This window comes from Burkholderia sp. AU33803, from assembly GCF_002223095.1.
In the GTDB taxonomy this organism is placed as follows: domain Bacteria; phylum Pseudomonadota; class Gammaproteobacteria; order Burkholderiales; family Burkholderiaceae; genus Burkholderia.
The window spans coordinates 370,713-383,303 of the sequence record NZ_NKFJ01000009.1 but is presented as its reverse complement, the minus strand read 5'-3'; the positions used below and the strand labels follow the sequence as shown (position 1 = coordinate 383,303).

Below are 12,591 nucleotides of genomic sequence, written 5' to 3'. Positions count from 1 at the left end.
GCGCGGGCCGTACTGCGCGAGCAAGTCCTGTGTGGTCAAAATCCTGTCTCCTCCTGCGTCCCGACCGTCAGCCGGTCAGAACTGGTCTTCCGTCAACGCGAGCACGCCCTCGTTGCCCTTCGTGCCGACGATCGACGCTTCGAATGCGCCCGCCTGCACCAGCACGTGCTCCGCATAGCATTGCGCGATCGCGATCTTCGCATCGAAGAACGCCGGATCGCTCGCGCGGTTCGCGTGCGCCGCCACCAGCGCGCGCCCCATCTGCCATCCGCACAGCACCACGCCCGCCAGCTTCAGGTACGGCACGCTGCCCGCGAACACCGCGTTCGGGTCCTGCTTCACGTTCGCCACCACGTAATCGACCACCGACGACAGCGCCTTCGCGCCCTTCTCCAGCTGCGCCTTCACCGACGCGGCCGCCGCGCCGTCCAGCTTGCCCAGCGCCGCGACCGTGTCGCCGATCTCCGCGATCAGCGCCTTCGCCACCGCGCCGCCGTCGCGCATCGTCTTGCGGCCCACCAGGTCATTCGCCTGGATCGCCGTCGTGCCTTCGTAGATCGCCAGGATACGGGCATCGCGGTAATACTGCGCTGCACCCGTCTCCTCGATGAAGCCCATCCCGCCGTGCACCTGCACGCCCAGGCTCGCCACGTCGTTCACCATCTCCGTGCTCCAGCCCTTCACCACCGGCACCAGATACTCGTAGATTGCCTGATGACGCGCCCGCGTCGCCTCGTCCGAATGGCGGTGGGCAATGTCGCTGTGCGCGGCGGCCACGTAGGCCAGCGCCCGTGCGCCTTCGGTCAGCGCGCGCATCGTGCCGAGCATGCGACGCACGTCCGGGTGATGGATGATCGTCACCGACTGCTTGGCCGAACCATCGACCGGACGGCTCTGCACGCGTTCCTTCGCGAATTCCGCGGCCTTCTGGTAGGCACGGTCGGCCACGCCGATCCCCTGCATGCCGACGCCGAAGCGCGCCGCATTCATCATGATGAACATGTATTCGAGGCCGCGGTTTTCCTCGCCGACCAGGTAGCCGATCGCGCCGCCGTGGTCGCCGTACTGCAGCACCGCCGTCGGGCTCGCCTTGATCCCGAGCTTGTGCTCGATCGACACGCAGTGCACGTCGTTGCGTGCGCCGAGCGAGCCGTCGTCGTTGACGAGGAACTTCGGCACGATGAACAGCGAGATGCCCTTCACGCCTTCCGGCGCGTTCGGCGTGCGCGCCAGCACCAGGTGGACGATGTTGTCCGCCATGTCGTGCTCGCCCCACGTGATGAAGATCTTCGTGCCGAACACCTTGTACGTGCCGTCGCCCTGCGGCTCCGCGCGCGAGCGCACCAGCGCGAGATCGGAGCCGGCCTGCGGCTCGGTCAGGTTCATCGTGCCGGTCCATTCGCCGGAGATCAGCTTCGGCACGTAGCGCTGCTTTTGTTCGTCGGTGCCGGCCGTCAGCAGCGCTTCGATCGCGCCGTCGGTGAGCAGCGGACAGAGCGCGAACGACAGGTTCGATGCGTTCAGCATCTCGATGCACGGCGTCGCGATCAGCTTCGGCAGCCCCTGGCCGTCGTATTCGGACGGGTGCTGCAACCCCTGCCAGCCGCCTTCGACGAACTGGCGGAATGCTTCGCCGAAGCCCGGCGTTGCGGTCACGACGCCGTCCTTCCAGCTGCTCGGGTTGCGGTCGCCTTCGACGTTCAGCGGGGCCAGCACCTCGCCGCAGAACTTCGCGGATTCGTCGAGCACGGCCTGCGCCGTGTCGTAACCGGCATCCTCGAAGCCCGGCAACTGCGCAACGGCGTCGATGCCGGCCAGTTCCTTCAGCACGAACAGCATGTCCTTGACGGGGGCGTGATAGCTCATGGTCGATGTTCCAATCAGACGGTATATGAGGGGCGCTATCGGGCGAGAGGCGGGAAAAACGGCTCAGGCCCGGGCGTCGACGTGAGGCATCGTAATCCTAGGGCAGGCGATTCTTATTGTCATATCCGGCCCATGTGGTGACAAAATCGGCCACGGGATTGGGGGGGGTTGGGCGGGGGAAGGCCGGCTGGGTGGGGGTTTGGGCGGATTCTCGTTTGGCGGTTTGGGGATTGGCGAGCAAACGGTGTGCCGCGTTGGCGGGAGGGTGCGGTCGAGGCGGCCAGGTTTGTGTGGGGATTTCCGGGACAAGGGTTTACCTTGAGCCGCGACGTGGGCCGCGCGCCGGTAGACGATTCCGGCGCGAAGCCGGGAAGCACCTAGTGTGGAAACGATCACGCGGAGGTCATAGAGCGCCCAATTTCCGAGCAACACACACGGAAGTGACGAAAGATCGTCTATGACGTGGGTCGGGGTCGCGAACCGTCCTGAGCGCGACTGGATCCGTGCACACGGGCCGCGCCGCAAAAACACCGAAACCATGCCTGCCAGACGCGCGGTTCGACATCGTCGTCGAGCCGATCCCCGACGTAAATGCGACGGATCGAGCTCGATCGTTTCGGCAACGATGGGTTCGAAAAGCGTGTGTCCGGCTTTTCGACACCCCAGGACGGGGACGACGCGACGATATCCGTCGACACGCAGAGTGCGCGGAGCGCGTGTTCCGTTCCGACGGGTTGATTCCCTGCGATACCGACCAGAGTTCCGGCTTCGCGCAACTGTTTCAGGCATGGCACGACGTCGGGGTAGAGATCTTCCGCGGAATCGTTGCCCAAACACGGCAACCGGCCACGGGGAGTCACTTGTCTCGATCTCTGTCTGGACATTCGTGCAACCGCTGCGCATCCGTAAACGGTCTTTCATTTCCAAACGCGAGTACTCGCGCCCGATCGCTTTCTTGCCCCTACTCCTTGCTATCTATTATTCGATGTCCCGGTTTCTGCGCTACGTTGTCGATGATCTGCCTGTACCCATGCTTGTTGGCCTCATCCGGATACCGATCGCAAATAGCCAACGCCTTGTCCCGAAGAAACTCTACATCCATCTCATCTCCCAGATCTATTCTGGTGAGGATAATCTTGTAAAGAATAGCATCTACATGATGCATCGACATGGCCGTCGAGAAACGTGGGTCCATCCGATCGTACAAATCATTTGCCGCATCGCAGTAACGCATGGCTAGAGCTGCATCATTTAGCTGCAGGTGACACGAGCATACATCCCGATACAGGTCCGCCAGCTCACATATGAGAACTCTCTTTTCTCTGTCGGTCAGTTTATCGGAAACATCCACTGCTCGTTGATAAGCATTCAAAGCTTCCTGATAGTTACTCGTTTGGAAGTAACTTGCACCCAATCCGTGGTAGTATCTGAATACTGCCTCGTTATCTTTTGCATCATTTTTTTGAATCAATCTTTCACAGACGTCCTTGGCCTGCAGATAGGCAGAAATAGCTCCAGCGTGATCACCAGTTTGCCAGCGCGATGCCCCGATGTTGGTCAATATCATCAATTTATTTTTTTCAAACAACTCAATCAGTGCTGGCTGGCTCCCTGTAGTTTTGTCACCAGGTCGATAGGTGGAAAGTAGCTTACTTGTATCGCCGTAAGCCTGCTCTAAATACTCTAAGGCTCTCTGTGGCAAGCCCATGCTGTAGTAACAGGCGCCAATATTTTGAACAATGAGAATATGCACCGGAAGATGAGCGACTTCCCCCTCACCGTACAATTTGTTGCTAAGCGTATCCCCCTGCTCGAAAATGTCTAAGGCTTTTTGATAGTTGCAAATGTTATAATGTAGCGATCCCACTTCTTCTAGTGCGCTAATCAATTCGAAATTGAAATTCGCCTGATGCGTTGAGGCGAGTTTTTCAATATGTGTCAATGCATAGTCTGCTGCTTTTGCAGCATCCTCAGTCGAGCCGTCAATGAAAAGCAGTTTGGCGCGTAGAAGCCGAGCGTGGGCGTTACTGAGCATTGACGATGCAAGTCTCTGTTCCTGCCCTTCCATTTCCGCAAATTCTTCATCGAGTGCTGATTCATTCAATACTGCCAGAGCTGCTTCAAGATTTCCGGACAAAAAGTAACTCGAAGCCTTTAAAGTCAAACTCGATGATCTGTCAAAGTCCATGGCCGCCAGTTGGGTGGCCAATTTCTCAACCTGTTCTTCAATGGAGCTCTTTTCGCGCTCGAGAGTATCCAGTCGGAATTGATACTGGTTGATCTCCGTCTGAAAGTATGCGTCAGTCCGGTCGATTATTTTCTTTCGATCTTCGGCAACAACATTGAGCCTCTCAATTTCCTGTGTAAGCTCAACATATCTCGGAAGCTTCAGTAGTACCTGATCTCTTTGCAAGCTGTCAGCTGCGGCGACGTTGTGCAAGCGAACCTGTAATTCCCACGCTAACTTGCTTTTCCGGATATGTTCACGTGTTAGCCGAATTGTAAGATTTGATTGACTGTGCGCTAAATCGTGATCGTTAGGGCACAGAACAGCCAGATTTTCATAGCTGTTATTCTGTGATTTTTCGTATTCTTCAATATGATGAATTATGTAAGAATCAGATTTCTTGCCTTTACAGCAGCAGCACAAGTAGTTGCTTGCCTCAAGCAATTTATGCACTACATCTTCATCTATGGGTTGTCGGCTGATGCAACGTTTAACGAAGGCAGACTCGTGTTCGTCAATCCCGAATCTCTCTGATAACACTATTGAACTCAGTGCTCTGCAGCTTGAGACCGAAAGTTTCAATCCCTCATATTTCAAAGCTAAGTCTATCGATACTCCATATTTAATGTAGGTCTCGGATAATTTTGCCAATTTATTTCTCTTGTGAATGGTGAGTAAAATTAAATAGAGACCGTGAGTGGAAGGTCGGCCAGCCACGAGCTTTTGATCTTCTGGATCTTTTCAACGCTAGCCGACATTTTACGCACAAAAAAGGGTGATTGCCCCCACAGGTGAATGCTTGGATTTGATGGCGCCTCAGCTAATAGTGCGGACGGTATGCGATTTCTGGGGTGAGCGGCGATAGGCGAATGAGGAGTGTACAGTGGATAGGTACTATTCGATGTTCTCGCGTGACGAAGAACCGATCTGGATTGGTATGCAGTTACCCTAGCATTGATCGACGAACGTCAGCTGACGCCGATGACTCGACCGCGGATCTCGCCGCACGAACGGCAGCTTCACTTTGCAAAGAGTCGTTGATGCTTTGACATGCCAGGAGCCCGCTCCGGGTCGGTAACGGCCGCTGCCAGACCTTGCCTCAAACAGGACGCCTGACCCGATTCCCCCTACTTCACCGCCATCAACGGCCCCACAAACGCCTCAAAGTGCGGCAACCAAATGGGAATCGCGTCCTTAACAGCAAACATCCCGTGCCCGTTCTTGCCAAACGGCGGTTCAACAATCATCTGCCCGCGCCCACCCGCCCCCTGAAACGCGGCAAACCACGTCGCCACGACCTCCGGCGCGAAATACTTGTCGTTCTGCACGTAATGCCACAGCACCGGCACCCGCGTCGTACTCGCGAAATGCCCGATCGTGTCGGCCATCTGCTTCGGATCACAGGGCATGCCGGGATGAGTCGTCGGGTTCCCGCCACGCCCACCCGAGAAATTCACCACCGCAACCACCCCCTGCGGCGCGTAGCTCGCCGCCGCCAGCGAAGCAAACCCACCCGCCGATTGCCCGACCAGCACGACGCGGTTTCGATCCACCTGCGGTAACGTCTGCGCATACCGCACGGCTGCGAGCACATCGCGCGCGGCCTGCTGCCCCGCAGCGAGGTAATCGGGATGCCGGCACGAACCCGCATCCTCTTCATCGACCCCGCCCGTCGCTCCATACCCGCGGCGGATCGGCACGATGACCGCGAAGCCGAGCTTCACGAACGTCCGGATCTGCGGCAACGCGCGATAGCGGCGCACCTTCGGCCGGTCGCGCGGATCGGGCGGGCTGCCGTGGCTCAGCACGATCAGCGGAAAGGGGCCGGGGCCATCCGGCATGTAGGTGGTGGCGACGATGTCGCGCGTGCTTGCCCCCTCGTCGACCGGCACCTTGACGACGGTTTCATGCAGATCCGGCGCGATGGACGTGTCGTCGACCGCCGTCGCCGCACAGCCGACGACGGCAGCGATCAACGCGCCCAAGATGAGCACCCGGCCTAATCGGCTAGCGATCCGGTTTCGACGAACGACGATGCTCATGGGTGATCTCTCCACGAATCCGCAGCCGACGGCCCACGCTGCCGCGATGCCTACGGCGAAGGCGTCAGTGTATCCGGGCGGCGAAGGTGCATGTTGCGGCGGCGTCAGTCACGGGCGGATAGACCGGCGCCGCAACTTCAAGCCGAACCTCACCATCCCCAACAGCAGCGTGAAAACGACGATCTCGCCGCGCGCGTTCCAACGTACACCGAATCATCGTGTCATCCGATGGCCAATTACGTGCGGTAATATTGCGACTCGATGAAGTGAATAGCAGAATCCCGAGCGGACACCATGATTGAAGAACGCATACCGTCCCGCACACATCGCGCTGTTTGGCCGCTGTCTCTGTCGGCCGGGAACGATCCCGTCGATACCAGCCCGGCCTTTTCCGGCCTAAAGCGACATCACCCCTCCGGCATACCTGCCGCGGGAAACCTCGACGCTCCGACGCATACGGCTTGCCCGCCACGATCACACCCCTCCCTTGACGCCACAGCTATCCAATCGCATGACTGTCCCGTCGTGAATCGACGCAACGCCACGCTTGGGAGAACGAAATGAAACTCAGTGGTCTGGGCCGCAAGATTGCGGTGTCGATGGCGGAGCTGGCGCTCGGCATCATGCTGATCGTCGTGCTGATGACCTATGTGTTCTACTACGTGATGCTCCGGCACTGGGGCGAGTTCTGCCACCAGGCAAGCTGGATTCCATCCACCCCCGAGTGGATATGCCTGGGCATCACGCTCCTGATCGGCCTGATACTCGCCGTTGTCGTGTCGACCCGGCTCGCGCATCGGATCCTCGTGCCGCTCAACTCGGTTGCGGACAGCATTCGCCGCGTCGCCAGAGGCGACCTGACCGCGCGCGCCGTCGCCGGCGATCGATCGATTCGCGAAGCCGCGCTGATCGCGGACGACTTCAATGCGCTCGCCGCCCAGCTGCAGCGGATGACGGACGAGCAAGCATTCTGGAACGCCGCGATCGCGCACGAACTGCGTACGCCTGTCACGGTCTTGCGCGGACGGTTGCAGGGGCTGGCCGAAGGCGTCTTCCAGCCGGGCGAGGCGCTGTTCCGTAGCCTGTTGATCCAGGCGGAAGGATTGACGCGCCTGATCGAGGATCTCCGCGTGATCAGCCTCGCCGAAAGCGGGCATCTGAGCGTCAACATCCAGGAGACCGACCTGGCGATGCACGTCAAGGCGGTCGTCGAGATGTTCGAGGATTCGCTGGCCGCGGCCGGTCAACACATGGTGCTCGATCTCGATACGCGGCCCGTGCGCTGCGACGCTTTCCGGATGCGCCAGGCGCTGCTTGCGCTGTTGGAGAATGCACGGCGCTACGCGGTGCCCGGTGCGATCCGCATTCGCACTCGGATCGAAAACGGAGCGTGCCAGTTGGTGGTCGAAGACGAAGGCCCGGGGATCCCCGCCGATTGCGCGGCCCGGATCTTCGATGCCTTCCGGCGCGTGGACGATACGCATTCCGACCAGAAGGGCGGCAGCGGCCTGGGGCTGGCCGTGGTGGCGGCCATTGCGCAGGCGCACGACGGAGAAGCATCGTGTCGCCCAACCGCGCGCGGCGGCACGTCGTTCGCGTTGCGCTGGCCCGACAGCCCCGCATCGGCGCGCACGGCCGCGCCGAGCCGGAACGACCTGCCGTCCACGACGCAGCGCACCGCCGACACAGACCCGCGTTAGGCCTCTCGGCGAGCGGTAGACACGCCTTGTGCGCCGCCCCGCCTCCTCGCCCCCCCGGCCGCTCCGGCAGCGGAACGGGAGGCGCGCCGGCCCTGATCCATCCCGCGCCGCCGCCCACCCAAGCGAACCGCGCAATCGCATCCCCCGCGCGCCGGCCCGGGCATGCCGATGGCACACACAGCCACCGGCATTTCATCAGACGATTGCGCCATTCCGGGATGCCCGCGCCGCCCATCCCGCTTCCAGATAGCGCCAAGCCCCCCCGGCGCCCATCATCGTCCGGCTCACTCCGCCTGCGAATCCCCCTCCCGCCACTCTTTCACGCCCTCCATCAAACCTCCATCTTTCCGCACAAAAAACTCCATCGGGCGCACGCACACTTCGATCCGAAAATGCGGGCCACTGGATGCCTGCGTCACATGGAGTCCACATGAAAAATCAGAAACGAGCCTGCTACGGTGCCGTGTGCGCGCTGGTGGCGGCGATGCTGGCGGGCTGCGGGCCCACCGAACAGCAGGCGGCCGCGCCGGCCACTCCGGTTGCGGCGATGACGCTGGCGGCCGCGCCCCTCGACCTGACCGAAGACCTGCCGGGCCGCGTCGCGGCCGTCCGGATCGCCGAGATCCGGCCGCAGGTCAGCGGCATCGTGCAGCGGCGGCTGTTCGAGCAGGGCACGGAAGTCCGTGCCGGCCAGCCGCTGTTCCAGATCAACCCGGCGCCGTTCAAGGCCGACATGGACACGGCCGCGGCCGCCCTGCAACGCGCGGAAGCCGCGCTCGCGCGGGCCAAGGTGCAGACCACCCGCCTCAAGCCGCTGGTCGAGGCCGACGCGATCAGCCGTCAGGTGTACGACGACTCGGTGTCGCAACGCGACCAGGCGGCCGCCGACGTCGCGCAGGCGCGCGCGACGCTCGCCCGCCGCCAGCTCGACCTGAAGTTCGCGACCGTCGAAGCGCCGATTACGGGCCGCATCGACCAGGCCCTCGTGACCGAGGGTGCGCTGGTCGCGAGCAGCGACAGCCAGCCGATGGCACGCATCCAGCAGATCGACCAGGTCTACGTGGACGTGCGTCAGCCGGCCGCATCGCTCGAAGCGCTGCGCGGCGCGCTCGCGGCCCAGCCGGACACCGCGGGCAACGGCCTGCCGGTCGACGTGCTGCGCGACGACGACTCGCGCTACGACGTGAAGGGCCGCATGCTGTTCTCGGGCGTCAACGTCGACCCGGGCACCGGCGACGTGCTGCTGCGCGTGCTGGTCGACAACCCGAAGCGCGAGCTGCTGCCGGGCATGTACGTGCGTGCCCGCATCCCGCGTGGGCACTTCGAGAACGCGCTGACCGTGCCGCAACAGGCGATCGTCCGCGCGGGCGGCAAGCCGCAGGTCTGGGTGCTCGACGCGAAGAGCCAGGCGCACCTGAAGGCCGTCGAGGTGGGCGAGCTGACGAACCGCAGCTACCGCATCAAGTCGGGGCTGCAGGCGGGCCAGAAGATCGTCGTCGAAGGCATGGAGCGCCTGAGCGACGGCGCGCCCGTGACGGCGACCGCCTGGAAGGCGCCTGAAGCGGTCAAGACCGCTTCGTCGCACTGAGTCACGGGGAGCATCCAGTCATGTCCCAATTCTTCATCCGGCGCCCGGTCTTCGCGTGGGTGATCGCCCTCTTCATCATCCTGCTGGGCCTGATCGCCATCCCCGAACTGCCGGTTGCGCGCTATCCGTCGGTCGCGCCGCCGACCGTCACCATTACCGCCACCTATCCGGGCGCCACGCCGCAGACGATGACCGACAGCGTGCTGAGCCTCATCGAGCGCGAACTGTCTGGCGTCCGCAACCTGCTGTACTTCGAATCGGCGTCGGATACGTCCGGCCAGGCGAAGATCACCGCGACCTTCAAGCCCGGCACCGATTCGGCGATGGCGCAGGTCGAAGTGCAGAACAAGCTCAAGTCGGTCGAGCCGCGCCTGCCGCCCGTCGTGCGGCAAAACGGCGTGATCGTCGAGTCTGCCTCCACCGGCTTCCTGTTGTTCGTCGGCCTGAAGTCGGACAGCGGCCGCTATGACGAAAACGCGCTGGCCGACTACATGGCGCGCAACGTCGTCGAGGACTTGCGTCGTGTCGAAGGCGTCGGCAAGGTGCAGCTGTTCGGCTCCGAACAGGCGATGCGCATCTGGGTCGATCCGCAGAAGCTGATCACCTACGGCCTGTCGATGAACGACCTGACGACGGCCATCGCGCAGCAGAACGTGCAGATCGCCCCTGGCAGCCTCGGTGCGGCGCCCGCGCTGCCGGGCCAGCGCGTGACGGTACCGCTCACCGCGCAAGGCCAGCTCACGTCGCCCGAGCAGTTCGCGAAGATCGTGCTGCGCGCGAACGCGAACGGCTCGAAGGTCGTGCTCGGCGACGTCGCGCGGGTCGAACTCGGCCCGCAGTCGTTCACCTTCGTCAACAGCGAGAACGGCAAACCCGCGACCTTCGCCGGCGTGCAGCTGGCGCCGGGCGCCAACGCGGTGAAGACCGCCGAGGCCGTGCGCGAGCAGCTGGACATGATCGCCAAGACGATGCCGGCCGGCATGACGTACTCGATCCCGTTCGATACCGCGCCGTTCGTGAAGATCTCGATCGAGAAGGTGATTCACACGCTGATCGAAGCGATGGTGCTCGTGTTCCTGGTGATGTACCTGTTCCTGCAGAACGTGCGCTACACGCTGATCCCGGCGATCGTCGCGCCGGTGGCGATGCTCGGCACCTTCACGGTCATGCTGATGACGGGCTTCTCGATCAACGTGCTGACGATGTTCGGCATGGTGCTCGCGATCGGCATCATCGTCGACGATGCGATCGTCGTCGTGGAAAACGTCGAACGCCTGATGGTGGAAGAAGGCCTGTCGCCGAAGGACGCGACGATCAAGGCCATGAAGGAAATCACCGGCGCGATCATCGGCATCACGCTGGTGCTGACGGCCGTGTTCCTGCCGATGGCGATGTCGAGCGGTTCGGTCGGCGTGATCTATCAGCAGTTCACGATGTCGATGGCCGTGTCGATCATGTTCTCGGCCCTGCTCGCGCTGACGCTGACGCCGGCCCTGTGCGCGACGATGCTCAAGCCGATCGAGCATGGCCACCACGAGAAGCGCGGCTTCTTCGGCTGGTTCAACCGCCGCTTCGACCGCATGACGAGCTGGTACGAAACGCGCGTCGGCAAGCTGGTCGGCCGCACGGGCCGGGTGATGCTGCTGTTCGTCGCGATTTCCACCGCGCTGGTGTTCGGCTTCCGCATGCTGCCGTCGTCGTTCCTGCCCGAGGAAGATCAGGGCTACTTCATGACCGGCTTCCTGCTCCCGTCGGATTCGACCGTCGAGCGCACGGGCGACGTGGTCAAGACCCTCGAGAAGCATCTCGCGTCGCGTCCGGGCATCGAGTCGAGCATCTCGATCATCGGCTACGGCTTCTCGGGCCTCGGCTCCAACGCGGCGCTGAACTACGCGGTGCTCAAGGACTGGGACAAGCGCGACGGGGCAAACGCGATGGACGAAGCGATGCGCGCGCAGGCCGCGATGGGCGGCGTGACGGAAGGCACGGTCATGAGCCTGTTGCCGCCGGCGATCGACGGGCTGGGCACCAGCTCGGGCTTCACGATGCGACTGCAGGATCGCGCGAACCAGGGCTACGCGGCGCTCAAGGCGGCTGAAGCCAAGCTGCTCGAACTGGCCGCGCAAAGCAAGGTGGTGACCGGCGTCTATCCGGACAGCCTGCCGGCCGGCACGAGCGTGAAGCTGGACATCGACCGCGACAAGGCCGAAGCGCTCGGCGTGTCGTTCACGACCATCAGCGACACGCTGTCGGCCGCGATGGGTTCGACCTACGTGAACGACTTCCCGAACGCGGGCCGCATGCAGCAGGTGATCATCCAGGCGGATGCGCCGGCCCGCATGCAGATCGAGAACGTGATGAAGCTCTACGTGCGCAACGCGACCGGCGGCATGGTGCCGCTGTCCGAAGTGGTGCGTCCGGTCTGGTCGGAAACCCCGCTGCAGCTGGTGCGCTTCCAGGGTTACCCGTCCGCACGGATCTCCGGCGGCTCGGCCCCCGGCTACTCCAGCGGCGCGGCGATGGCCGAGATGGAGCATCTGGCCGCGCAGTTGCCGCCGGGCTTCACGGTCGCGTGGACCGGCCAGTCGCTGCAGGAGCGTGAGTCGGCTTCGCAGGCGCCGATGCTGATGGCGTTGTCGATGGTCGTCGTGTTCCTGGTGCTCGCGGCGCTCTACGAGAGCTGGGCGATTCCGCTGTCGGTGATGCTGGTGGTGCCGCTCGGCCTGATCGGCGCGCTCGCCGCGGTGATGTTGCGCGGGATGCCGAACGACGTGTTCTTCAAGGTCGGGATGATCACCGTGATCGGCCTGTCGGCGAAGAACGCGATCCTGATCGTGGAAGTCGCGAAGCAGTTGCGCGAGGAAGGCATGGGGCTGATCGAGTCGGCCGTGCAGGCATCCAGGCTGCGGCTGCGCCCGATCCTGATGACCTCGCTCGCGTTCGGCCTCGGCGTCGTTCCGCTGATGATCGCGACCGGCGCCAGCGCCGAGACGCAGCACGCGATCGGCACCGGCGTGTTCGGCGGCATGGTGACCGCCACCGTGCTGGCCATTTTCTTCGTTCCGGTTTTCTACGTGTTCGTGATGAGCATCCAGGAACGCCTCTCGGCATGGCGCGCTTCCGGCAAGAAGCCCGCCGCCGTGACCCACGAACATGAAGGTTGATGCC

The 12,591-nt window shown here is 62.6% G+C and carries 6 protein-coding genes; 3 read left to right on the top strand and 3 right to left on the bottom strand.

Going from position 1 to position 12,591, the window contains the following annotated elements:
• Window positions 1-75: 75 nt before the first annotated feature.
• The 3 genes from CFB41_RS36255 to CFB41_RS36245 form a co-directional block, all read right to left on the bottom strand.
• Complete coding sequence (locus CFB41_RS36255; protein WP_069250176.1) at window positions 76-1,866, bottom strand: acyl-CoA dehydrogenase; 1,791 nt, start codon at window positions 1,864-1,866, stop codon at window positions 76-78.
• Between the two features lie 961 nt (window positions 1,867-2,827).
• Window positions 2,828-4,546 (bottom strand): tetratricopeptide repeat protein, encoded by a 1,719-nt coding sequence (locus tag CFB41_RS36250; RefSeq protein ID WP_218828720.1) that lies wholly within the window; start codon window positions 4,544-4,546, stop codon window positions 2,828-2,830.
• 674 nt (window positions 4,547-5,220) lie between these two features.
• Window positions 5,221-6,135: a S9 family peptidase gene (locus CFB41_RS36245; RefSeq protein ID WP_089460020.1), complete on the bottom strand. Its 915-nt coding sequence runs from the start codon at window positions 6,133-6,135 to the stop codon at window positions 5,221-5,223.
• A 560-nt stretch (window positions 6,136-6,695) separates the two neighbouring features.
• On the opposite strand from CFB41_RS36245, the gene CFB41_RS36240 reads away from it, so the two are divergent.
• From CFB41_RS36240 to CFB41_RS36230, 3 genes are all read left to right on the top strand, one after another.
• Complete coding sequence (locus CFB41_RS36240) at window positions 6,696-7,835, top strand: ATP-binding protein (RefSeq protein ID WP_089460019.1); 1,140 nt, start codon at window positions 6,696-6,698, stop codon at window positions 7,833-7,835.
• Window positions 7,836-8,265: 430 nt separating this feature from the next.
• Window positions 8,266-9,423 (top strand): efflux RND transporter periplasmic adaptor subunit, encoded by a 1,158-nt coding sequence (locus tag CFB41_RS36235; RefSeq protein WP_089444015.1) that lies wholly within the window; start codon window positions 8,266-8,268, stop codon window positions 9,421-9,423.
• Between the two features lie 20 nt (window positions 9,424-9,443).
• Complete coding sequence (locus CFB41_RS36230) at window positions 9,444-12,587, top strand: multidrug efflux RND transporter permease subunit (RefSeq protein WP_089460018.1); 3,144 nt, start codon at window positions 9,444-9,446, stop codon at window positions 12,585-12,587.
• The last annotated feature ends 4 nt before the right edge of the window (window positions 12,588-12,591 follow it).